Origin of the sequence: Novosphingobium silvae, assembly GCF_009856825.1 — a bacterium.
Taxonomy (GTDB): domain Bacteria; phylum Pseudomonadota; class Alphaproteobacteria; order Sphingomonadales; family Sphingomonadaceae; genus Novosphingobium; species Novosphingobium silvae.
This window is the reverse complement of record NZ_WVTD01000006.1, coordinates 158,789-181,531: the sequence shown is the minus strand read 5'-3', so window position 1 is coordinate 181,531 and position 22,743 is coordinate 158,789. Positions and strand designations below refer to the sequence as shown.

19 protein-coding genes are annotated in these 22,743 nt (G+C 65.4%); 14 read left to right on the top strand and 5 right to left on the bottom strand.

The window, feature by feature from the left end:
* Window positions 1–17: 17 nt before the first annotated feature.
* The gene (gene pgi, locus GR702_RS10390; protein WP_160985809.1) at window positions 18–1,538 is read left to right on the top strand and encodes a glucose-6-phosphate isomerase; all 1,521 of its coding nucleotides are present in this window, start codon (window positions 18–20) and stop codon (window positions 1,536–1,538) included.
* A 513-nt stretch (window positions 1,539–2,051) separates the two neighbouring features.
* Complete coding sequence (locus GR702_RS10385; RefSeq protein WP_337192575.1) at window positions 2,052–4,169, top strand: S8 family peptidase; 2,118 nt, start codon at window positions 2,052–2,054, stop codon at window positions 4,167–4,169.
* Between the two features lie 57 nt (window positions 4,170–4,226).
* On the opposite strand, the gene GR702_RS10380 is transcribed toward GR702_RS10385, so the two are convergent.
* Window positions 4,227–4,889, bottom strand: a complete 663-nt coding sequence (locus GR702_RS10380) for an RBBP9/YdeN family alpha/beta hydrolase (RefSeq protein ID WP_160985808.1) — start codon at window positions 4,887–4,889, stop codon at window positions 4,227–4,229.
* A 249-nt stretch (window positions 4,890–5,138) separates the two neighbouring features.
* Here GR702_RS10380 and gor point away from each other — a divergent pair, with 249 nt between their 5' ends.
* The 10 genes from gor to GR702_RS10330 all read left to right on the top strand — a co-directional run bounded on the left by gor (window position 5,139) and on the right by GR702_RS10330 (window position 17,257).
* Window positions 5,139–6,485, top strand: coding sequence for a glutathione-disulfide reductase (gor, locus tag GR702_RS10375; protein ID WP_160985807.1), 1,347 nt, complete (start codon window positions 5,139–5,141; stop codon window positions 6,483–6,485).
* Window positions 6,486–6,679: 194 nt separating this feature from the next.
* Complete coding sequence (locus tag GR702_RS10370) at window positions 6,680–8,206, top strand: acyl-CoA carboxylase subunit beta (protein ID WP_160985806.1); 1,527 nt, start codon at window positions 6,680–6,682, stop codon at window positions 8,204–8,206.
* 84 nt (window positions 8,207–8,290) lie between these two features.
* Window positions 8,291–9,484: a beta-ketothiolase BktB gene (bktB, locus tag GR702_RS10365; RefSeq protein ID WP_160985805.1), complete on the top strand. Its 1,194-nt coding sequence runs from the start codon at window positions 8,291–8,293 to the stop codon at window positions 9,482–9,484.
* On the top strand, window positions 9,481–9,918 hold the full coding sequence (mce, locus tag GR702_RS10360) for a methylmalonyl-CoA epimerase (protein ID WP_160985804.1): 438 nt from the start codon (window positions 9,481–9,483) through the stop codon (window positions 9,916–9,918). The genes bktB and mce overlap by 4 nt, the downstream gene beginning before the upstream one ends.
* Window positions 9,919–9,973: 55 nt before the next feature.
* Window positions 9,974–12,124: a methylmalonyl-CoA mutase gene (gene scpA, locus GR702_RS10355; protein ID WP_160985803.1), complete on the top strand. Its 2,151-nt coding sequence runs from the start codon at window positions 9,974–9,976 to the stop codon at window positions 12,122–12,124.
* A gap of 71 nt (window positions 12,125–12,195) precedes the next feature.
* On the top strand, window positions 12,196–13,248 hold the full coding sequence (gene bioB, locus GR702_RS10350) for a biotin synthase BioB (protein ID WP_160985802.1): 1,053 nt from the start codon (window positions 12,196–12,198) through the stop codon (window positions 13,246–13,248).
* Window positions 13,245–14,102, top strand: a complete 858-nt coding sequence (locus tag GR702_RS10345) for an alpha/beta hydrolase (RefSeq protein WP_337192574.1) — start codon at window positions 13,245–13,247, stop codon at window positions 14,100–14,102. Before bioB ends, GR702_RS10345 begins: the two co-directional genes overlap by 4 nt.
* Window positions 14,084–16,105, top strand: a complete 2,022-nt coding sequence (locus tag GR702_RS10340; protein ID WP_160985801.1) for an acetyl-CoA carboxylase biotin carboxylase subunit — start codon at window positions 14,084–14,086, stop codon at window positions 16,103–16,105. The genes GR702_RS10345 and GR702_RS10340 overlap by 19 nt, the downstream gene beginning before the upstream one ends.
* 1 nt (window position 16,106) lies before the next feature.
* Window positions 16,107–16,478, top strand: a complete 372-nt coding sequence (locus GR702_RS10335; RefSeq protein WP_160985800.1) for a tRNA-binding protein — start codon at window positions 16,107–16,109, stop codon at window positions 16,476–16,478.
* Window positions 16,478–17,257 carry a thioesterase family protein gene (locus tag GR702_RS10330; protein ID WP_160985799.1) on the top strand — a complete coding sequence of 260 codons (780 nt, stop codon included), beginning with the start codon at window positions 16,478–16,480 and terminating at the stop codon, window positions 17,255–17,257. The genes GR702_RS10335 and GR702_RS10330 overlap by 1 nt, the downstream gene beginning before the upstream one ends.
* A gap of 3 nt (window positions 17,258–17,260) precedes the next feature.
* Here GR702_RS10330 and GR702_RS22060 read toward each other — a convergent pair whose 3' ends face one another.
* From GR702_RS22060 to GR702_RS10315, 4 genes are all read right to left on the bottom strand, one after another.
* The gene (locus GR702_RS22060) at window positions 17,261–17,437 is read right to left on the bottom strand and encodes a hypothetical protein (protein WP_202408188.1); all 177 of its coding nucleotides are present in this window, start codon (window positions 17,435–17,437) and stop codon (window positions 17,261–17,263) included.
* A complete protein-coding gene (locus tag GR702_RS10325) occupies window positions 17,437–18,849 on the bottom strand; it encodes a peptide MFS transporter (RefSeq protein WP_160985798.1) in 1,413 nt (470 codons plus the stop codon). The genes GR702_RS22060 and GR702_RS10325 overlap by 1 nt, the downstream gene beginning before the upstream one ends.
* Window positions 18,850–18,916: 67 nt before the next feature.
* A complete protein-coding gene (gene aroB, locus GR702_RS10320) occupies window positions 18,917–20,032 on the bottom strand; it encodes a 3-dehydroquinate synthase (protein ID WP_160985797.1) in 1,116 nt (371 codons plus the stop codon).
* The gene (locus GR702_RS10315; RefSeq protein WP_160985796.1) at window positions 20,023–20,610 is read right to left on the bottom strand and encodes a shikimate kinase; all 588 of its coding nucleotides are present in this window, start codon (window positions 20,608–20,610) and stop codon (window positions 20,023–20,025) included. Before GR702_RS10315 ends, aroB begins: the two co-directional genes overlap by 10 nt.
* 84 nt (window positions 20,611–20,694) lie before the next feature.
* Between GR702_RS10315 and GR702_RS10310 the strand changes: the two genes are divergently transcribed.
* Window positions 20,695–20,856, top strand: a complete 162-nt coding sequence (locus GR702_RS10310) for a hypothetical protein (protein ID WP_160985795.1) — start codon at window positions 20,695–20,697, stop codon at window positions 20,854–20,856.
* Entirely contained in the window at window positions 20,853–22,742 is a 1,890-nt protein-coding gene (locus tag GR702_RS10305) for a hypothetical protein (protein WP_160985794.1), read from the top strand. The genes GR702_RS10310 and GR702_RS10305 overlap by 4 nt, the downstream gene beginning before the upstream one ends.
* The last annotated feature ends 1 nt before the right edge of the window (window position 22,743 follow it).

The following is a 22,743-nucleotide window of genomic DNA, read 5'->3' as shown; positions in this document are numbered from 1 at the left end:
AAGAGGAGATGCACGGCATGAGCGAAGCGGTCTGGACGAAGCTGCAGGGGCTGGAGAAGCCGACTCTCAAGGCGCTGTTCGACGCCGACCCGAACCGGCTGGACACTTTCGCCTCCCGCATCGAGCTCGGAGACGAGGAAAGCTCCACCGGCATTCGTTTCGACTGGTCCAAGACCCACCTCGATGGAGCGCATGTCGCGGCTTTCGAGGAACTGGCCGAGGCGATGGACTTTGACGGGCGCCGCGCAGCTCTTTTCGGGGGCGAGATCGTCAATCCGACCGAAGGCCGCGCGGCGGAGCACACGGCGCAGCGGGGCGTGGGCAAGGACGAGAGCGTCCGCCTCGCCGCCGAGAACCACCACCGCATGGCCGCGATCGTGGAGGCCATCCACCGGGGCGCGATGGGCGAGGTGAAGCACCTCATCCACATCGGTATCGGTGGTTCGGCGCTGGGGCCGGCACTTGCGGTGGATGCGCTGGCGCGGGAAGGCGCGCTGGTGGACGTGCATGTTGTCTCGAACATCGACGGTTGCGCGCTGGAAGAGGCATTCGCGGCGTGCGATCCGGCGACGACGATGCTGGCGGTCGCCTCCAAGACCTTCACTACGATCGAGACCATGACCAACGCCGAGAGCGCCATTTCCTGGCTGCGCGAGAGCGGCGTTGAGGATCCCTATGGCCGCGTCGTCGCGCTGACCGCCTCGCCTCGCAAGGCGATCGAGTGGGGCGTGGACGAGACGCGGATCCTGCCGTTCTCGGAAAGCGTCGGCGGGCGCTACTCGCTCTGGTCCTCGATCGGGTTTCCGGTGGCGATGGCGCTCGGCTGGCCGGACTTCGCGGAGTTCCTTGCCGGTGCGGCAGCCATGGACGAGCACTTCCGTGACACGGATGGCATGGCAAACCTGCCTCTCCGCGCGGCCTTTGGTGACCAGTACTATACTCGCCTGCGGGGCTGCCAGACGCGCGCGGTCTTTGCCTATGACGAGCGGCTTGCGCTGCTTCCCGACTACCTTCAGCAGCTCGAGATGGAATCGAACGGCAAGAGCGTGAAGGCCGACGGCTCGCCGGTGGACGGTCCGACGGCGCCCATCACCTGGGGCGGGGTGGGTACCGACGCCCAGCACGCCGTTTTCCAGCTGCTGCACCAGGGCACCAATGTGGTGCCGGTCGATTTCATCGCGTCGATCGCGCCGGGGCACGACCTTGCCTTCGATCACCACCGCATTCTGCTGTCGAACTGCTTTGCGCAAGGCGCGGCGCTGATGGCCGGCAAGGCGAGCGAAGATCCGGCACGGGCATACCCGGGGGACCGCCCTTCGGCGACGATCCTGCTCGACGAAGTCAGCCCCGCCACTTTCGGCGCGCTGGTTGCTTTCCATGAACATCGCACTTTCGCCAATGCGGTGCTGATGGGCATCAATCCGTTCGACCAGTTCGGCGTCGAGTTGGGCAAGGAAATCGCCAAGCAGATCGAGCAGGGCAACACTACCTTCGACCCTTCGACCGAGGCGCTGCTCGCGCTCGCCGGTATTTCCTGACCCTGAAAAAGGGCGCCGTCCGGTCGGCGGCGCCCTTTCCTAAAATCTGTGCCTTCCCCGGCCTTTTCCCGCTCGTAAGTAACCGCCCCCGGAGCTGCTTTGGCAAGCTGCAATCAATTGCAGCTAAAGCGTCGACATCGGGTACATCGACCGAAGCCATTCGCGTTCAGCAGCGGCTGCGGTCCAAACGGGCGACGTGGATACATGACGAAGGCATTGAGGGAAGGTGGGGCGCGATCGGTTCGTGACCTGCGGAACGCGGTTGCGGTGGGCGCGCTGGCCATGGCGCTGAGCGCATGCGGGGGCGGCGGAAGCGGTGGCGGCCAGGTGGGATCGACTCCTGCTCCCCTGCCGGCACCCGGCGGCGGCACTCCGTCGCCAACACCGGCGCCAACGCCCGCTCCAAGCCCCACTCCGTCGCCGACTCCAGCGCCTGCGCCAACTCCGGCACCAACGCCGACGCCTGCGCCGACGCCTGCGCCAACAACGACCCCTGCGCCAACCGCCACGCCCGTGGTGCCCGGACCCGCGCCCGCGTTCATCAATCCCAAAGCGCTTCAGGCATCACGATCTTCTCAGGACGACGCCGAGTACCGCCGCAATTACGCGGCGTTCGAGTACGTCAACGCGCTCTACGCTCTGGACGCCGGATGGACCGGGCAGGGCGTCAAGGTCGCGGTGCTGGACGACGGCGTGAAGGAAGTCGGCGAGCTTGCGGGCAAGATCTCGGCCCTGAGCCGCGACTTTGGAACAGTCACGAAGAACGGTGTCACGCTCCAGCGCAACGTGGTGGGCGACGACGACTCCGATCACGGCACGGCGGTGGCAACCGTGATCGCCGGCCTCAACGATGGACGTGGCATCCAGGGAATGGCTCCGGGCGCCGAGATCGTGGCGTTGCGCATCAGCGAGATCGATCTGGACACGGACAATGCCGGTAACCGCGAGCGGCTGGGGATCGGTTTCGAGCAGGCGATGAACTATGCTGGAGCGAACGGCATCAAGGTCGTCAACGCCTCCATCGCCAAGATCGACGCGGACGTCGGCAGCGAAGCATGGAAACGCATGGTCGCTCGCTACACGGCAACGGGTGGGCTCTTCGTCAACTCGGCCGGTAACGAGGGCCGCGCGAATGCGGATGGCTATCTTGATCTCGACGACAGCAATCGCTCCGGCTGGCTCTTCGTGGTGGCGCTGGACGGGAACGAGACGAGCTATCAGCTTGCCAGCTATTCGAACCGGTGCGGGGCGGCAGCAATGGACCGCTGCGTGGGAGCGATGGGCACAAACGCGGCGCAAGCGGTGGACGGCTCGTTCGTGCTGTTCAGCGGGACCAGTTCGGCCGCGCCTCAGGTGAGCGGGCTGGCCGCACTGATCCTCAGCAAGTGGCCACAGCTTTCGGGCGTGCAAGCCGGGCAGGTCATCCTTAATACGGCGCGCGACATCGGCGCTCCCGGCGTGGACCCGATCTTCGGCCACGGGCTGATCGACGTGCGGGCGGCGCTTTCACCTGTCAACCCGACCCTCTCCAATGGCGTCGCGCAGACGGCAGCAGAGGGATCGGCCATGGTCCTGCCCGGTGCCGTCGGTACTGCGGACTTCGCGTCTAAGGCGCTTGGCGACGTGACGGTTCTCGACGCCTACGAGCGTGATTTCAGCGGCGATCTTTCGGGACTGGTGGTGCGCACGGGCAAGGATCGCCATTGGTTGGACCGGCGGATGCAGGTGCAGGCGAATGCCGGCGGCACTTCGCTCGCCACTCCCAACCTGAAGGCCAGCGCGGGGTTTACCTCGCTCCGAACAGGATTGCGCGACGGCTCGGGCGTGGAGCAGACACGCACGATTCTTACCAGCGGCGAGATTGCGGTGCGCAGTGGCAAGGGCTGGTTCACCGCATCGCTCAACTCCGTGGACGCGGTGGCCGACGAGTTCATGGGACTGGCCCCGAGCGCGGACGCCGTTTTCGCCTATAGCCCCGTCGCCGAGCTTTCCGTCGGCGCGCGCTATCCCCTCGCAGGGGGGATGCTGGGCATCGACACCGTGGGCGGGCGCGCCGATTATGGTTCGGCACGCGGAGCCGTGCTCTCATGGCGAACCCACGGGAGCACGATCAAGGCGGGCATGATCGATGAGAAAGGCACCGTCTTCGGCACGCCCACGGGGCGCGGGGCACTGCGCTTCGGTGACGGCGCGCGCACGTTCTTCGCCGAGGTCTCCCAGGCTGCAGCGGTGGGGCGATGGGAGCTTTCCGGCTATGCGAGTCTGGGTGCGACGAGGCTCGATCTGGCGCAGGACATGCTGCTGACCCGGGCCGGTACGATGCTGACGCAAAGGTTCGGCCTGACGGCGGGCCGCGATCTGGCAGGAGGCCGGATGACGTTCGGTGTCGCACAGCCTCTCACCGTGGTGGCGGGCAAGGGAACCTACACCGTGGGTTCGGGCTATGACATAGCCAGCCGCTCGCTCCTGTTCACCGATCGCATGGTGGACTTTGGCGGACGGATCGATCCGCTTCTCACGTTGGGTTACGTTCGGGGCGCGGACCGCTCGCAGCTTCGGCTGAGCGTTGCCGGTGCGGTCGACGGCGGGGACGTGAGGGCGCTTGGCACATGGCGGCTCATGCTGCCCTGAGAACCTGCGGGGCGGCGTACGCCCGCCGCCCCCGCAGCTTGCCACATCGCCGGGTCGTCAGGCGCGAAACTCGAGACCTTCCGCCCAGTCCGCGTTTACCGCCGAAGCTGCAATTGGCGCGCTTGGCCCCACCTGCGCAGGCACGCGGTCCATCAACCTGCCTAGAAGGACTTTGCCGTCCTCCCAGCTTCCAAGCCCCGAATCGGCGTTGATGTGCCCGGCATTGCCGACATCCACGAATTCGCTGCCCCATTGCCGCGCCATGCGCCTTGCAGTCTCGATGCCGATCCAGGGATCGTTGCGGCTGCCCACGAGGATCGAGGGAAAAGGCAGAGCATCGCCGGGGGTGGGCGCGAAGCCCGTCAGCCTGTCGTCGCGCGGGAAGAAATCGACCTCGGGCGGGGCGACCAGCAGTGCACCGGCCACGGGACTTCCCCAGGCGGGCTGCTCGAATTTCGACCACCATGCAGTGAGGATGCAGCCAAGGCTGTGCGCCACGATGATCACCGGTCGCCCGGCACGATGCACGGCAAGATTGAGGCGGTTGATCCAGGTATTGCGATGCGGAGTGCTCCAGCTGCCCAGTTCGGCGATCTCGCAGTTGTCGAGCTCTTCCGCCCAGCGGCGCTGCCAGTGCCCCGGCCCACTCCCTTCGAGGCCGGGAACCATCAGGACCAAAGGTTCCTTCCTGCTCATGTTCTCGTCATGTGAAAACGTCATCGGTGGTCTCCCGATCTCCAGTGCCTCCTTCATGAAGAAGCAGCCATGCTCTCGATGTAAACTCAACCAATCGGGTTGACAATATCGGCAGCGGCTGGAGGAGCCGGTTTCACGGCGGAATGAAACGCCGACGGCCGAACGGGACGAGCGCTCCTCGCTGGCAATCGGCCGGGGGACGTACCATATGCGGCGCGACCCATCGCAAAGCAGCCCGTCCGGGCTCCACACCTATTCGGGGAGCAATCTCGCATGGCCGACTACGACTACGACCTCTTCACCATCGGCGCAGGTTCGGGCGGCGTGCGGGCCAGCCGCGTGGCTGCGGCGCATGGAGCGAGAGTGGCCGTCGCCGAGGAGTACCGCATCGGTGGAACTTGCGTGATCCGGGGCTGCGTGCCTAAGAAGATGCTCGTCTACGGGGCCCATTTCGCGGAAGACCTGGAGGATGCAAGGCACTTCGGCTGGGAAATGGGCGAGTGCAGGTTCGACTGGATCAAGCTGCGCGACAACGTGCTGGGTGATGTCGACAGGCTCAACGGGCTCTATACCCAGACGCTGGAAAGCAACAAGGTCGAGATCTTCCACGAGCGGGCGACGCTCACCGGCCCGAACGAGGTCACTCTTGCCAGTGGCGAGAAGAAGACCGCCAGGCACATCCTCATCTGCACCGGTGCCCGGCCGCACGTGCCTTCGTGTCCCGGTCACGAACATGGCATTACCTCGAACGAGGCTTTCCACCTCGACGCGATCCCAAAGCGTATCCTGATCGCGGGAGCCGGTTACATCGCCAACGAGTTCGCCGGCATCTTCCATCAGTTCGGCGCCAAGGTCACGCTGATGAACCGCTCGGACCAGCTGCTGCGCGGCTATGATGAGAGCATTCGCGACCGGCTTCTCCAGATCTCGATGATCAAGGGCATCAACTTCCGGTTCAACGCCAACTTCGAGAAGATCGAGAAGAACGGCGACGGCTCGCTCGTGGTTCACATGAGCAATCACGATCCGATGGAGGTCGACTGCGTCCTGTTCGCGACCGGACGTGTTCCGAACACCCAGAACCTGGGGCTCGAGGATGTCGGGGTCAAGCTGAACGAGCGCGGTGCCATTGCTGTCGACGAACACTCGCGCACCAACATCGAAAGCATCTATGCCGTCGGCGATGTCACCGATCGAGTGCAGCTTACCCCGGTTGCAATCCGAGAGGGGCAGGCCTTCGCCGACACCGTGTTCGGAGGCAAGCCGACCACGGTCGATTACTCGTGCATCCCCTCGGCCGTCTTCAGCCATCCGCCGATCGCCGCAGTTGGCCTGACCGAGGCCGAGGCTACCCAGAAGTACGGATCGGTTAAGGTCTATACGAGCGATTTCCGGGCGATGAAGAACGTGGTCGCCCACCGGAACGAGCGCTCGCTGTACAAGATGGTTTGCGAGGCATCGACGGAGCGGGTGCTGGGAATCCACATGATCGGCTCCGAATCGCCGGAAATCATGCAGGCCGCAGCGGTTGCAGTGAAGGCAGGGCTCACCAAGGCCGACTTCGACGCGACTGTCGCCATCCACCCGACGATGGCGGAGGAACTCGTGCTGCTCAAGTGAGCGCGGGCGGCGGGGGGGCGCGGGTCTGCGAACCTCCCGCCGCAATATCGCGTGGCAGATATAGCCTGCGCTCACCTGTGATTTGTTTTAACCGGGCGATTAAAACGGTTGACCTGACTTGTGCCAGATGCCTTTAAGGAGCCGCATTCCTCGCTGGAACCGCAGGTTGGAATCACTGGGACAAGGGAATCCGGATGTCGGCCAATATCGCTGAAATGGAGAAGCGCCGGGATGCCGCTAAGATGGGCGGCGGGCAGAAGCGGATCGATGCCCAGCATGCCAAGGGCAAGCTGACCGCGCGCGAGCGGCTCGACGTGCTGCTGGACGAAGGCAGCTTCGAGGAGTTGGATCTCTACGTCGAGCATGACTGCGTCGACTTCGGTATGCAGGACCAGAAGATCCCCGGCGACGGCGTGGTCACGGGTTCGGGCACCATCAACGGCCGCCTCGTCTATGTCTTCAGCCAGGACTTCACCGTATTCGGTGGTTCGCTCTCGGCGCGCCATGCGCAGAAGATCTGCAAGGTCATGGATGCGGCGATGAAAGTGGGCGCGCCGGTGATCGGGCTCAACGATTCTGGCGGTGCGCGCATCCAGGAAGGCGTCGCCTCGCTCGGCGGATATGCCGACGTGTTCCAGCGCAACGTGCTTGCCTCGGGCGTGGTGCCGCAGCTCTCCCTCATCATGGGCCCGTGCGCGGGCGGCGCGGTCTATTCGCCGGCGATGACGGACTTCATCTTCATGGTGAAGGACAGCTCCTACATGTTCGTGACCGGGCCGGACGTGGTGAAGACAGTCACCAACGAGGTCGTCACGCAGGAGGAACTGGGCGGCGCGATCACTCACTCCAGCAAGACGTCGGTGTCAGACCTTGCGCTCGAGAACGACATCGAGGCGCTGCTCGCCGCGCGCGACTTCTTCGATTTCCTGCCTTCGTCCAACCGTGACGATGCGCCGGAACGCCCCTGCGCCGATCCATGGGACCGTCCCGAGCACAGCCTCGACACGATCATCCCGCCCTCGGCAAACCAGCCCTACGACATGCACGAGGTTATCCGGAAGACCCTGGACGAGGGCGAGTTCTTCGAGCTGCAGCCGCTTCATGCAGGTAACATCCTGATCGGCTTCGGCCGTGTGGAGGGCAGGACCGTGGGGATCGTCGCCAACCAGCCGATGGTGCTAGCAGGCGTGCTCGACATCAACTCGTCGAAGAAGGCCGCGCGCTTCGTGCGCTTCTGCGACGCCTTCAACATTCCCATCATCACCTTCGTGGACGTTCCGGGCTTCCTGCCTGGCACCGACCAGGAGCACAACGGCATCATCAAGCACGGCGCCAAGCTGCTGTTCGCCTATGCCGAGGCGACCGTGCCCAAGATTACCGTCATCACTCGCAAGGCCTATGGCGGCGCTTACGACGTCATGAGTTCGAAGCACCTGCGCGGTGACCTCAACTACGCATGGCCCACTGCGGAGATCGCCGTGATGGGCGCGAAGGGCGCGGTGGAGATCATCTTCCGCGGCCAGGACGCCGAAGGCATCGCCGCCAAGACCAGGGAATACGAGGAGCGCTTCGCCAACCCCTTCGTAGCCGCGAGCCGAGGCTACATCGACGAGGTCATCTACCCGCATTCCACGCGTCGGCGCATAGCGCTCGGCCTCAGGAAGCTGCGCAACAAGAGCCTCGAGAACCCCTGGAAGAAGCACGACAACATCCCGCTCTGAGGGATGGCCTTTTTGAGAGTACCGTGATCGCGGGCGGGAGCCGAATAGGACCTCGCCCGCACTGCAAGGGATTGGAAACAGGTCATGGAAGACGTCTACATCGTCAGCGGAGTACGGACGGCTGTCGGAGACTTTGGCGGTTCGCTTAAAGGCTTCATGCCCGCAGAACTTGGCGCACTTGTCGCCGCCGAGGCTCTGGAGCGGGCCGGGGTGGAGGCCGAGGGGGTCGAGCACATCGTGATCGGGCAGGTCATGCCCACCAGTGCGCGCGATCAGATGCTGGCCCGCGTGATCGGCATCAAGGCGGGCGTGCCGCTTGCCGTTCCCGCGCTTACGCTTAACCGGCTCTGCGGCTCGGGCGTGCAGGCCATCGTTTCGGCGGCGCAGATGATGAAGCTGGGCGAAGCCTCGATCACCCTCGCGGGCGGCGCCGAATCGATGTCGAACGTGCCCTATCACGATCACGGAGTTCGCTGGGGTCGGAAGATGGGCGCCAACACGCAGGAAGACGCGCTGACGCTGGGTCTTTCCGACGCGATCGGCGACTACCACATGGGCGTCACGGCGGAGAACGTGGCGGAGCGGCACTGCATCAGCCGCGAGGATATGGACACGCTTGCGGCAACCAGCCACCAGCGCGCCGCACGAGCCATCGCGGAAGGCCGTTTCAAGGAGCAGATCCTCCCCGTCGAGGTGAAGACCCGCAAGGGCACCGTGATCTTCGATACCGACGAGCATGTCCGCGAGGACACCACCGTCGAGACGCTCGGAAAGATGAAGCCCGCCTTCAAGAAGGAGGGCCTGATCACCGCCGGTAACGCCAGCGGCATCAACGACGGCGCCGCCGCCGTGGTGCTGGCGACCGGCGCCGAGGTCGAGAGCCGGGGCCTAAAGCCCATGGCCCGGATCGTTGCTTGGGGGCACGCGGGCGTGGAGCCGGAATACATGGGCGAGGGCCCCATCCAGGCGGTGCCGATCGCCCTCAAGCGCGCCGGCCTCTCGCTCGACCAGATGGACGTGATCGAAAGCAACGAGGCTTTCGCGGCGCAGGCGGCGGCCGTTGCAAAGTCGCTCGGCTTCGATGCGCAGAAGGTTAATCCGAACGGCTCGGGCGTCTCCATCGGCCACCCGGTCGGCGCCACGGGCACGATGCTCACGATCAAGTGTATGTACGAACTGAAGCGCGTCGGTGGCCGCTACGGCCTGATCACCATGTGCATCGGCGGCGGGCAGGGCATCGCGCTGGTGATCGAGAATGCCTCGGAGACGGGTGCATGAAGCTCGGCCGTCTCAATCACATCGGCGTTGCCACGCCCGATCTTGACGCGTCTATCGCGTTCTACAGGGACGTGATGGGCGCGACCGACGTGACCGAGCCGTTCGTGCTCGAAAGCCAGCAGGTGCGCGTCTGCTTCGTCAACACGCCGGGCGAAGGCGGAACGGCGGGTACGCAGATTGAATTGCTCCAGCCTACGGTTGCCGATTCGGCGGTCGGCAAGTGGCTGGAGCGCAACCCGCTCGGGGGCCAGCACCACATCTGCTACGAAGTCGCGGACATCCATGCCGCGAAAGCCTGGTTCGAGAGCCTCGGCAAGCGAGTGCTGGGCGAGCCTCGCATCGGCGCGCACGGTACGCCGATCTTCTTCGTGCACCCGAAGGACATGGGCGGGCAGCTTACCGAGATCATGGAGACGCCCAAGGAGGCGCACTGAGAATGCGCTGTCCGGGCTTCTGCCCGGATGATGCGGAATAACGGGAAGACGGGACATGGCTGACATCAACGACTGGCAGGCAGCGGCGGACAAGGAGGTCAAGGGCAAGGACCTGACCTGGAACACGCCCGAGGGTATCGCGGTCAAACCGCTCTACACTGCCGAGGACGTGTCCGTCGATCCGGGCCTTCCCGGCTTCGCGCCCTTTACGCGGGGTGTTCGCGCCTCGATGTACGCGGGCCGTCCCTGGACGATCCGCCAGTACGCAGGTTTCTCCACGGCCGAGGAATCGAACGCCTTCTACCGCCGCAATCTGGCTGCCGGGCAGAAGGGCCTGTCGGTCGCTTTCGATCTGGCCACCCATCGCGGCTACGACAGCGATCACCCGCGCGTGGTCGGCGACGTCGGCAAGGCGGGCGTCGCCATCGACTCGGTCGAGGACATGAAGATCCTGTTCGACGGCATCCCGCTTGACCAGATGTCGGTCTCCATGACCATGAACGGCGCGGTGATCCCGATCCTGGCGTTCTTCATCGTCGCGGGCGAGGAACAGGGCGTCGACCGCAAGCTGCTCGACGGTACGGTCCAGAACGACATCCTCAAGGAGTTCATGGTCCGCAACACCTACATCTACCCGCCCGAGCCGAGCATGCGGATCATTTCGGACATCTTCGGCTACACCAGCCGCGAGATGCCCAAGTTCAACTCGATCTCGATCTCCGGCTACCACATGCAGGAAGCCGGCGCGACGCAGGTGCAGGAACTGGCCTTCACCATCGCCGACGGCATCGAATATGCCCGCTACGGCGTGGCCTCGGGCCTAGACCTCGACAATTTCGCCGGGCGCCTGTCGTTCTTCTTCGCGATCGGCATGAACTTCTTCATGGAAGTGGCGAAGCTGCGCGCCGCCCGCGTGCTGTGGCACCGGGCGATGACGAAGCTTGGCGCCAAAAACGAGCGCAGCAAGATGCTGCGCACGCACTGCCAGACTTCCGGTGTGTCGCTCACCGAGCAGGACCCCTACAATAACGTCATCCGGACCACGATCGAGGCCATGGCATCGATGCTGGGCGGCACCCAGTCGCTGCATACCAATGCGCTCGACGAGGCGATCGCGCTGCCGACGGACTTCTCGGCGCGCATTGCCCGCAACACCCAGATCATCATCCAGGAAGAAACCGGGATGACCAAGGTGGTCGATCCGCTCGGCGGCTCTTATTATGTGGAGGCTCTGACGCAGCAACTGGTCGACGAGGCGCAGGCGATCATCGACCGCGTGGAGGCGGAAGGCGGCATGGCGAAGGCAGTGGCCGCAGGCTGGCCCAAGGCCATGATCGAGACCGCTGCCGCCGCCCGGCAGGCGCGTGTCGATCGCGGCGACGACGTGATCGTCGGTGTCAACAAGTACCGCCTCGCCAACGAGGACTTGCTCGAGACGCTGGAAGTCGACAACACCAAGGTGCGCGAAGCGCAGATCGCCCGCATCAACAAGGTGAAGTCCACGCGCGATGAAGCTGCCTGCCAGGCCGCGCTCGACGCCTTGCGCAAGGCTGCCGCCGCGCCGCAGTCCATCGAGACGAACCTGCTTGCCCATGCCGTCGATGCGGCTCGTGCCCGGGCCACGCTGGGCGAGATCAGCTCTGCCATGGAGGAAAGCTTCCAGCGCTACGGTACTCAGCCTACCCCAGTAAAGGGCGTCTATTCCGCGCCCTACGAAGGTGACAGCCGCTGGCAGCAGGTGCTCGATGGTGTCGCCGCGGTGGAGCGCCGCCTCGGCCGCAAGCCCAAGCTGCTCGTCGCCAAGATGGGGCAGGACGGCCACGACCGAGGTGCCAACGTGATCGCCTCGGCCTTTGGCGACATGGGTTTCGACGTGGTGTCGGGGCCGCTGTTCCAGACACCCGAGGAGACGGTGGTGCTGGCTCTGGAGAACGAGGTCGATGTCGTCGGCGCGTCGAGCCTCGCGGCGGGTCACAAGACCCTGATCCCCGAACTCATCCGACAGCTGCGGGAACAGGGCCGCAGCGACATCAAGGTCATCGCGGGCGGCGTCATTCCGCCGCAGGACTACGAGTACCTGCGCAATGCAGGCGTCCAGGGCATCTACGGCCCCGGCTCCAACGTAGTGGAGTGCGCGGCCGACGTTCTTCGCCTGCTGGGACACAACATGCCTCCCGCCGCTTCCGAGTTGCAGGCGGCGGAATGATGCTGACGCTGGATCAGGCCCGCATCGGCGCGTATGGCGCTGGTTTGGCTTTCGCCAGCTGAGGAATGATCATGACCGATACCCCTGCCATCACACCCCGAAACGACTGGACCCGCGAGGAGATCGCAGGCCTGTTCGACCTGCCGTTCCCGGAACTGGTCTTTCGTGCGGCGCAGGTCCATCGCGCGAGCCACAAGGCAGACGAAGTGCAGCTTTCGACGCTGCTTTCGATCAAGACTGGCGGGTGCGTTGAGGATTGTGGCTATTGTTCGCAGTCGGTTCACGCGGAAAGCGGCGTCAAGGCGACGAAGCTGATGGAAGTGCAGGCGGTGCTCCAGCGTGCGGCGCAGGCGGCCGACCAGGGCTCGACCCGTTTCTGCATGGGCGCCGCCTGGCGCAACCCCAAGGACCGCGACATGCCCGCCATCATCGAGATGGTGAAGGGCGTGCGCGCGATGGGCATGGAGACCTGCATGACGCTGGGCATGCTCACGCCCGAGCAGGCGGACATGCTGAGCGAAGCGGGGCTCGACTACTACAATCACAATATCGACACCTCGCCCGAGCGCTATGACCAGGTGATCACCACCCGCACGATGGAGGACCGCCTCGACACGCTGTCGAACGTGCGGATGGCGGGCATCAACGTGTGCTCCGGCGGCATTGTCGGCATGGGCGAGACGCGCGCCGACCGCGTGGGCTTCATCCATACGCTCGCAACGCTCCCGGACCACCCGCAGTCGGTGCCGGTGAACGCGCTGGTGCCGGTGAAGGGCACCGTGCTGGGCGACATGCTGGCCGACACCCCGCTGGCCAAGATCGACGACGTGGAATTTGTGCGCACCGTGGCGGTCGCCCGCATCACCATGCCGGGTTCGATGGTGCGCCTGTCGGCGGGACGCGAATCCATGTCCGAGATGACGCAGGCGATGTGCTTCATGGCCGGTGCCAACTCGATCTTCACCGGCGACAAGCTGCTGACCGCGCCCAACGCCGGAGACGACAACGACATGGCGATGTTCGCGCGGCTTGGGCTGAAGCCCATGGCGATCGAACTGACGCCCGCGCAGGTCGAAGCCCAGCGCATGCCCAAGGGCTGCGCCAAGCTGGAAGCGGCCGAGTGATCCAGCGGGCAGGCTTGATGCTGCTGGCTCTGGCCTGCCTCGTTTCCGGCGCGCATGTTGCGAGGGCCGCACCTTCCGCGCCGACCCCGATCACGATCGGGCAAACGCATCTCGTTGATTTTGCCGCTGACGACCAGCGGCAGGTCAACGTCTATCTGCCGGATGGCTACGCAGCCGGGGACAAGCGCTATCCGGTGCTCTACGTCATCGACGGAGGCCTTTCGCAGGACTTCCTGCACATCGCCGGTACCAGTGCGCTCAACGCGATCTGGGGGCGCTCGCTGCCGGTCATCGTCGTCGGGATCGAGAGCAGGGATCGGCGGGCCGAACTGATCGGCAGTCCGGGCACGGCCGCACAGCACAAGCAGTATCCAACGGCAGGAGGTTCAGCCCTGTTCCGCGCGTTCCTGCGCGACAAGGTGAAGCCGTTGGTGGAGGCGAACTACCGCACGAGTGGCGACAATGGCGTGATAGGGGAATCGCTGGCGGGGTTGTTCATCGTCGAGACGTGGCTGCGCGAGCCAGCCCTGTTCCAACGCTACGCCGCAATAGATGCGAGCTTGTGGTGGGATGATGCCGCTCTTGCGCACTCGGCCTCCTCGCTTCTCAAGGCCCGGCCGCGCAACGCTCCAATGTATCTCACCTATTCGAACGAGGGGCCGGAGACGGCGCAAGCGGCAAGGCAGGTGGCCGCCGCGGGCGGACCGCTCGTGTGCCTCGCCGCGCGGGAAGATCTGACCCACGCGACGGCCTACCATGTCCTTTCGCCACAGGCGTTGCAGTTCCTTTTTCCGACCGCAAACAAACAAGAACCCGAATGGGGCTTCGAGGTGCCATGTTCAAAAAGATCCTGATTGCAAACCGGGGTGAGATCGCCTGCCGCGTCATCAAGACGGCGCGTCGCATGGGCATTGCCACGGTCGCCGTCTATTCCGACGCCGACGCGCGCGCGCCGTTCGTGCAGATGGCGGATGAGGCGGTTCACATCGGCCCGGCGCCGGCTGCGCAGTCCTATCTGATCGCCGACAAGATCATCGCGGCGTGCAAGCAGACTGGCGCCGAAGCGGTTCATCCCGGCTACGGCTTCCTCTCGGAGCGGACCTCGTTCGCCGAAGCCCTGGCCGCAGAGGGCATCGAGTTCATCGGTCCTCCCGTGGGCGCGATTGCGGCAATGGGCGACAAGATCGAGTCGAAGAAGCTGGCCAAGGAAGCGGGCGTCAATGTCGTGCCCGGCTTCGTCGGCGAGATCGCGGACACCGAGCACGCGGTGCGCATCTCCGCCGAGATCGGCTATCCGGTGATGATGAAGGCGTCTGCCGGCGGCGGCGGCAAGGGCATGCGCCTAGCCTATAGCGAGCAGGACGTGCGCGAAGGTTTCGAGGCGGTAAAGCGCGAGGGGCTGAATTCGTTCGGCGACGACCGCGTCTTCATCGAAAAGTTCATCCTCAACCCGCGCCACATCGAGATCCAGATCCTCGGCGACAAGCACGGCAACATCCTTTACCTGAACGAGCGCGAATGCTCGATCCAGCGCCGCCACCAGAAGGTGGTGGAGGAAGCGCCGTCGCCCTTCGTCACGCCTGCCATGCGCAAGGCCATGGGCGAGCAGTGCGTCGCCCTGTCGCGCGCGGTGGGGTACTATTCGGCCGGAACGGTGGAACTGATCGTCTCGGGCGCGGACCCGAGCGGCGAGAGCTTCTACTTCCTGGAGATGAACACCCGCCTGCAGGTGGAGCACCCGGTCACCGAGGCGATCACCGGCGTCGATCTTGTCGAGCAGATGATCCGTGTCGCTGCTGGCGAGAAGCTTGAGATGACACAGGACGATGTAAAGATCGATGGCTGGGCTATCGAGAACCGCGTCTACGCCGAAGACCCCTATCGAGGCTTCCTGCCTTCTACCGGACGCCTTGTGCGCTACAATCCGCCGGTCGAAGGCTGGACGGACGACGGCCAGGAAAACGGGCGCCGGGGTATCGAGGGCATCCGCGTGGACGACGGCGTCTACGAAGGCGGCGAAGTCTCGATGTTCTACGATCCGATGATCGCCAAGCTGATCACCTGGGGCGAGACGCGCGACGAGGCCGCCGACAAGCAGATCGCCGCGCTCGACGCTTTCGAGATCGAAGGGCTGGGCCATAACATCGACTTCGTCTCGGCCATCATGCAGCACCCGCGCTTCCGCTCGGGCGAGCTGACCACCGGCTTCATCGCCGAGGAGTACCCGGAAGGCTTTCACGGCGCACCCGGCTCGGACGAGCTCAAGGTCAAGCTTGCCGCCATCGCCGCGTTCATTGCCACGGCCAGGGCCGATCGCGCGCGCCGCGTGGAGGGCCAGCTTGGCGCTCCGCTCGACCCGCCGGGCGAGTGGACGATCACCATCGATGGCACCACGTATGCCGTCGAACTCGACGAAGACCTGTTGACGGTGAACGGCGAGGAAGTGGAGCTTGAACTCGAATATACGCCGGGCGACCGCTTCGTGGATGCCGAGGTTGATGGTGAGGACCTGACGCTCAAGCTCGAAGTCACTCGCACGGGTTTTCGGATGACTACGCGCGGGGCAGCCCACAAGGTGACCTGTCTGCCCGCCCACCTCGCAGGGTATACGCAGCACATGATCGAGAAGATCCCGCCCGATCTTTCCCGGTTCCTCATCTGCCCGATGCCGGGTTTGCTGGTCTCGCTCAACGTGACCGAGGGCGACAGGGTAGAGGCGGGACAGCCGCTCGCGGTGGTGGAAGCCATGAAGATGGAGAACATCCTTCGCGCCGAGAAGGCGGGTGTGGTCAAGTCCGTCAACGCGGCGCCGGGCGCAAGCCTTGCCGTGGACGCGATCATCCTCGAGATGGAGTGACATGCATCTCGACCATGACCCCGCCGCGCCTGCGGGCGAGACGATCGGTTTCGACGAGTTCCTGAAAGTCGACATCCGCGTCGGCACAGTCGTCGCGGCGGAGGTTTACGAAGGCGCGCGCAAGCCGAGCTACAAGCTACGGATCGACTTCGGTCCGGCCATCGGCGAGAAGAAGAGCGTGGGCCAGGTGGCCGCGCTCTATGCGCCCGAGGAGCTGGTCGGGAGGCAGGTGGCCGCTGTCGTGAACTTTCCCGTGCGCCAGATCGGCAAAGCGGTGTCCGAAGTCCTGACGCTGGGCTTTGCGGACGAGGAAGGGCGAGTGACGCTGTTTTCGCCCGACAAGCGCGTGCCCGATGGTTCGCGGCTGTTCTGATGCTGTCGCTTGGAGAAATGCTGGCGAGAGCGGAGCCGCTGGAAAACGGCTTTGTTCTCGAAATCGATCAGGACTGGCTCCAGGGACGCACGGCTTACGGCGGGCTGACTTCGGCGATTGCACTGGCGGCCGCACAGGGCGCTGCGGTGGGCCTTCCGCCGCTGCGCTCGGGACAGCTGTCGATGGTCGGCCCGCTTGCGGGCCGTATCGAGGCTCGGGCCCGGATGCTGCGGCAGGGGCGCAACGCTACATGGGTCTCGGTCGAACTGTCGGGCCTGGAAGGCGTGGGCTTCACTGCCGCCTTCGTGTTCATGCGCCAGATTGAGAGCGCGCTGAGCCTCGACCATTACCCGCTTCCCGGGGGCCTGATTGCGCCGGGCGAGGCAAGGTCCGTGCCGATGGAAAATGCCCCGGCCTTCCTGCGCAATCACTTCGAAGCGCGGTTCGCCCTGCCCAAGTCGGCCTTGGGGGAAGCGGACCTCGCCTGGTGGATCCGCTTGCGGAACCGCGAAGGTCTCGATCCCCAGCTCGAATGCCTGCTGTGCGGGGATGCATTGCCGGTGGCGGTCTTGCCGCTGGTCGGGCTGAAGGTGCCGATCTCTTCGATGCAATGGCACGTCAACATGCTCGATCCACGGCCGGGGGCAGATGGTTGGTGGCTGATCCGCTCGACCAGCGGGTATGCAGCGCATGGCGGGGCGAGCGAGCACATCATGCAGTGGAACAGCGAGGGCGTGCCCGCCATTGCAGGAATGCAGTCCGTCGCGGTGTTTGGCTGATGTTCAGCGCCGCCGCGTCGTCTTGAGCAAGGCGAAAACGCCGCTGCCGAAGACTGCAACCGCGATGACGAAGCCGGCAATGGCGCCCCATGTCGCGCCTTCGGCTCCTGCGAGGAGGCCGCCTCCCGCCAGTCCCAGCAAAGGCAGGACGATGATCAGAAGGCAGCCGATGACGGGCATCAGGCTTGGCGGTGTGAGCGGGGGCCGGGTGAGCGGGGCATCAGCTTGCCCGCCAGAAGCAGCCTGAACGCGCCGAAGCCCACAAGGCCCACGCTCGCGCTTGCCGCGTGCAGCAGCCAGAACTGGGTCGCCGGCATGGTCCCGAACAGCGTACCGATCTTGCCCACGGCGAGGTTGGCCCCGAAGAACGCCAGGTAGTAGATGCCCACGATCGAGGCGTTGAGCGCCTTGGGGGCAAGACGTGTGAACAGGACGAGGCTGACCGGCAGGAGATGCGAGAAGCCGATCGAGTTGAAGAGGTGGAACAGCACCGGCCAGAACAGCCCGATCCTGGCCGAACCCTGTGTCAGCGCGGCCATGTAGAGGCACAGTGCGCCGCAGATGATGAAGGCGCAGCCGATGATCATCTTGCCCAGTTCGTCCGGCTCGCGGCCCGTGCGCTTGCCCACGAAGGCCCAGAAGGCGGCCACTGCCACCAGCATCGAGAAGCTGAGCGTCGCATCCAGCGTGATCATCCAGCTGGTCGGCAGGCTCGTTCCGAGGAACGTGAGCTGGAACTGCTGGTCGGCCCAGACGAGATAGGCGTTGAAGATCTGCTGATTGGTGAGCAGCGAGACTGCCATGATGGGGACAAGCACCAGGACTGCCGCAAGGCGCAGCCCGTCTCCCGTCTCGAAGCGGGCGCGGGGCTGGCTCTCCCTGGAAGCCTTCGCGGGGTCGGCCGGCAGGTGCCGCCGAGCGGCGAGGTAGATCAGCAGCCCGACGACCATGACCACCCCCGCAAAGCCGAAGCCCCAGTGCCAGCCGACCTTCTCGCCAAGGGTTCCCGAGACCAGCGGTGCAGCGATCACGGAAACGTTGATGAAGATGTAGAAGATCTGGAACGCCATGGCCCGGCGAATGTCGCCCGGTCGGTAGAGTTCACCCACCTGGCTGGCGATGTTGCCCTTGAAGAGGCCGACGCCCACCACGAGCGAGCCGAGGGCTAGCAGGAATGCGCCCTCGAAGGCCATGAGGAAGTGACCAAGGGACATGATGACGCAGCCAGCGATCAGGGCCGCCCGGCGTCCGAGCCACAGGTCCGCCAGCAGGCCGCCCAGGATTGGCGTGAGATAGACAAGAGCGGTGTAGAGACCGAAGATTTCCGAGGCGAGCGGCTGGCCCTGCATGCCCGAGAACAGATGCGTGCGCATCCATTCGAGGCCGATGACGGTTTCCTGCCGCCCCGGCTGCAGCAGGTACTTGACCATGTACAGCGTCAGCAGCGTCTGCATCGAGTAGTAGGAGAAGCGCTCGCAACCCTCCACCAGGCCAAGGTATCCCAGACCCTTGGGATGGCCGAGGAAGGCCCGATCGTCCTGCGTCGCCTGTTCGGCAAAATCGAGTTCAGGGGTAGCTTCGGGTGCTGTCATGGCAAGGATCTTGGCCCGTCATCCTGTTTGTCGTGCCGCGGCAGTGCGGCATGCGCGATAGTTCCCGTCAGGCGGGCTCGCGAGCAAGTTCCTCGTCCAGGAATCTCGCGACGTCGTCCAACGAGACCTGCCTGTCGAGATAGGTCCGGCCAATGCCCTTCATCAGCAGGAAGGGCAGGGTGCCCGCGTCCATCTTCTTGTCGTGGAGCATGTGCTGCACCAGCGCATCGCCATCGCAGCGAAGGCGCAGTGCGGCGAGGCTGGCGGGAAGCCCGACCTCTGCCACATGCCTTTCCACGCGTTCGGCGTCGCCATGCGGCATCAGATCGCGCCGGGCGGAGTAGCGGGCGGCCAGAACCATTCCGAGCGCCACGCCCTCTCCATGCAGCAGCCGATCGGAAAAGCCGGTTTCCGCCTCAAGCGCGTGTCCGAAGGTGTGGCCCAGATTGAGGAGCGCCCTGCGCCCCGTGGTCTCGAACTCGTCCTCGGCCACGATGCGCGCCTTGGATGCGACGGAGTGGGCCACCGCATATTCGCGCAAGTCCCGGTCCCCCGAAAGCATGCGCGAGGCGTTTTCATCGCACCAGTCGAAGAAGGCGGGATCGTCGATCAATCCGTACTTCACCACTTCGGCATAGCCGGCCAGCAGGTCTCGTCGCGGCAGGGTTTCGAGGACGGAGAGGTCCGCCAGCACGAGCGAGGGCTGGTGGAACGCTCCCACCAGGTTCTTGCCCGCGGGCGTGTTGATCGCGGTCTTGCCGCCGACGCTCGAATCGACCTGGGCCAGCAGCGTCGTGGGGACCTGGATGAAGTGGCACCCACGCTTGAGCACCGCCGCGCAAAAGCCCGTGAGATCGCCGATGACGCCCCCGCCCAGAGCTATGACGTGGTCGCCCCGCTCCACCTCGAGGGACAGCAGCCAGTCGACCGTCGCGGCGAGTTCTGCCCAGGACTTCGTCTGCTCGCCGGGAGGCAGGATGCGCCACTGCGGTTCATGGCCGTTCTCGCGCAGGTTCCTTTCGACCAGGCTTCCCCATGCGGCATGAACGTTGGCGTCGGTGACGATGGGCACGCCCCGCTTGCGCAACCGGCCGCTGCAGTTCTGCGCAAGGTCGGCCAGCAGTCCGGCGCCCACGCGCACTTCATAGGGCCGTGATGCGATTTCGACCGGGATCACAGCCATTGCGAGATTTCCTGAAGGACTTTGTTGATGGTGTGGACGTGAGGGCCCGCGCCGCTGACCACGTGGATCGGGGCCTGCCGATAATGAGGCTCGCGCTCGGCACGCAGCCGGGCGAGGATCTCGCGCGGGTTCCCACCCCGCAGAAGCGGCCGGTTCTCCTTGCGCGACGTGCGCTCGACCAGTGTGTCGACGTCGCTGTCGAGCCATACGGTCACGGCCTTGTCGAGGATCAGCGCCCGGGTTTCGGCGTTGCAGAACGCTCCGCCGCCGGTGGCGACCACGACCGTGCGGGAAGGGCTGTCCGCCCTTTCGGTGACCAGACGCGCGATCACCCGGCGCTCGCCATCGCGGAAATAGTCTTCGCCAAACGTATCGAAGATCTCGGGGATGGTCATCTGCGCCGAACGCTCGATCTCTTCGTCTGCGTCGACGAAAGGACAATCCAGAAGCGAGGCGAGCCGCTTGCCCACGCTCGACTTGCCGACGCCCATCATGCCCACGAGCACGATCGGACGATCTATGCGGCGCGCAAGGGTCGTGATCTCCTGCGCGGAAAAGCGGGTCTGTTGAACGTCCATTGCCCCATCGCCTATAGTTGCGCTAGGTCGCAGTGCAAGCATCACAAGTGGGCGGTCCGGGTCCGGCATGATGAAGGAATTCGAGTGACGACGACAATGCGCAGGCGCAGGCTTGCAAGGGCAATCGCCATCGCCGTACCGATTGCCGTGGTTGCGCTGGGGCTCGCTGCATGGAACAGAGGCGGCACTCAGCCGGTGGAAGACCAGACCATCGTTGTCCCGCTTCCTGCGGAGGCTGCCCGATGAGGGCGGTTCATCTGCTCGCGGGTGCGGCGCTTGCGATGACGTCCGTGTGGGTCGCTGCGCAGGACGCGCCCGAATCCCTGCTTCCCAAGATGTTCGACGAGCCGGCGCCCGCGCCTGCCCGCACTGCGGCTCCGCGCCCGGCGCCCACCCGGACGGCTGCCCCCCGGCCGGCCCAGCCGGCAAGCTCCCCGGCTCCGCGGGTGGTCGCAACCTCCACGCCTGTGATCCAGGCTCTGCCGAGCGGGGCGCCCCAGTCGCTCACGTTCGCCGCCGTGGCCGCGAAGGATGAGAATGCGCTCACCCGCATTCCCACCCTAGAGGAACTCGAGCGCATGTCGCCCGAGGATTTCGAGGCGCTGCTGGGCAGCAAGATCGTGATCGACATGCCGCCGCAGGCGCGCCGCTCGATCGCCGAAGCGGGGCTGCTCGGGTCCGACGAGGGCGGCCTTGCGATGGATTCGCTGGCGGTCCAGAACGGGCGGCTGGTGCAGGTCGCACTGGCGGGCAACCGGGGCACTCTCGTTTCGCGGTGGGGGCACATCCTCTTGCGCCGCGCGCTCGCCTCGCGCCTGCAGCCGCCGCAAGGCATGAGCGCGCAGGACTTCCTGGCGCTTCGCGTGTCGCTTTTGCTGCGCATGGGAGAAACCGATGCGGCTCGCGCCGTGCTGCAGGACATGGACATCGCTGACTACACGCCGGCAGTCGGAGCCGTGGTGCTCGACGTCTATGCCCGCAACGCGGATTTCACCGGCATGTGCCCGGTCATGGCGACGCAGGGCTCCCTCCGGGCGGATCCGGCCTGGGGCGTGACGCGCACGATGTGCGATGCCTTTCGAGGCAACAGCACTGCCGCCATCTCGCGTCTGGAGCGTGACCGCAATCGCGGCACGATGGACCAGATCGACATGCTGCTGGCGCAGAAATATGCTGCCGCTGCCGGCAAGTCCCGCCGTGCCGTGACGATCGAGTGGGACAAGGTGACCAAGCTTGATCCCTGGCGCTACGGGCTTGCGATTGGCGTGGGGCTTGAGCCTCCGGCATCCCTGATGAAGAGCGCCGGGCCCTCGTACGACTACGTCACGGCTCTTGCGCCCATGGTCGGGCTGGCGCGCCGTGCTGCGGCAGCGGATCGCGCGGCCGCCGCCGGCGTCCTGTCCAACGCGGCAATGGTCGATCTCTACTCGCAGATATATGCCGACCCTGACGTCACCGGGGAGTGGCAGGACCGCGCCGAATCCCTGCGCGATGCTTATACGCTGCAGGACCCGGCCGGCCGCCTCGCGGCGATGCAGTCGCTCTGGAAGGTGAGTGGAAACGCCGGCTATGCGCGCCAGGTGCTGACGGCGGCTGCAGCCGCGCGCATGGCACCCAGCGCAGACCTTGCGGACAGCGCGCCCCTGTTGATCGCATCAATGCTTTCGGCCGGCTACGATGCCAATGCGCTGCGTTGGTCCAGCGTGGTAAGCGCCGGATCGCGCGGCTGGGGCCTGCTTGTGCTGGCCGCGCCTGGCACCGTCTCCGGCGTCGAAAGCGGCGCGATCGAAAGCTACATGGACGACGACGATAGTGCCAGCAAGCGCCGGTCGGCCTTCCTGGTCGCCGGGCTTGCGGGCCTCGGCCGGCTGGACGAGGGCGTGGCGCAGCGGGTTTCGTCCGAGACCGGAGCGGGCATCGGCGGAACCACGCGCTGGACGCAGGCGATCGAAAGCGCCGCCAGGCGCGGCGATGCGGCAAGCGTCGTCCTTCTTGCGGGCTTCGGCATGCAGGGAGACGACTGGCAGAGGATGACGCCGCGCTTCCTGTTCCACATCGTCTCGGCCCTGCGGGAGGTTGGCCTCGAGGCGGAGGCACGGATGATCGCAGCCGAGGCAGTCGCCCGGGTCTGAG

Bases quoted from the DNA above. Each gene is read 5' to 3' on its own strand.
- GR702_RS10315 (WP_160985796.1), bottom strand. From the start codon at position 20,610: ATGGACGTTCAACAGACCCGCTTTTCCGCGCAGGAGATCACGACCCTT.
- GR702_RS10380 (WP_160985808.1), bottom strand. From the start codon at position 4,889: ATGACGTTTTCACATGACGAGAACATGAGCAGGAAGGAACCTTTGGTC.
- GR702_RS22060 (WP_202408188.1), bottom strand. From the start codon at position 17,437: ATGCCCGTCATCGGCTGCCTTCTGATCATCGTCCTGCCTTTGCTGGGA.
- GR702_RS10370 (WP_160985806.1), top strand. From the start codon at position 6,680: ATGTCGGCCAATATCGCTGAAATGGAGAAGCGCCGGGATGCCGCTAAG.
- bktB (WP_160985805.1), top strand. From the start codon at position 8,291: ATGGAAGACGTCTACATCGTCAGCGGAGTACGGACGGCTGTCGGAGAC.
- GR702_RS10325 (WP_160985798.1), bottom strand. From the start codon at position 18,849: ATGACAGCACCCGAAGCTACCCCTGAACTCGATTTTGCCGAACAGGCG.
- GR702_RS10330 (WP_160985799.1), top strand. From the start codon at position 16,478: ATGCTGTCGCTTGGAGAAATGCTGGCGAGAGCGGAGCCGCTGGAAAAC.
- aroB (WP_160985797.1), bottom strand. From the start codon at position 20,032: ATGGCTGTGATCCCGGTCGAAATCGCATCACGGCCCTATGAAGTGCGC.
- GR702_RS10340 (WP_160985801.1), top strand. From the start codon at position 14,084: ATGTTCAAAAAGATCCTGATTGCAAACCGGGGTGAGATCGCCTGCCGC.
- gor (WP_160985807.1), top strand. From the start codon at position 5,139: ATGGCCGACTACGACTACGACCTCTTCACCATCGGCGCAGGTTCGGGC.
- pgi (WP_160985809.1), top strand. From the start codon at position 18: ATGAGCGAAGCGGTCTGGACGAAGCTGCAGGGGCTGGAGAAGCCGACT.
- GR702_RS10305 (WP_160985794.1), top strand. From the start codon at position 20,853: ATGAGGGCGGTTCATCTGCTCGCGGGTGCGGCGCTTGCGATGACGTCC.
- bioB (WP_160985802.1), top strand. From the start codon at position 12,196: ATGACCGATACCCCTGCCATCACACCCCGAAACGACTGGACCCGCGAG.
- mce (WP_160985804.1), top strand. From the start codon at position 9,481: ATGAAGCTCGGCCGTCTCAATCACATCGGCGTTGCCACGCCCGATCTT.
- scpA (WP_160985803.1), top strand. From the start codon at position 9,974: ATGGCTGACATCAACGACTGGCAGGCAGCGGCGGACAAGGAGGTCAAG.
- GR702_RS10335 (WP_160985800.1), top strand. From the start codon at position 16,107: ATGCATCTCGACCATGACCCCGCCGCGCCTGCGGGCGAGACGATCGGT.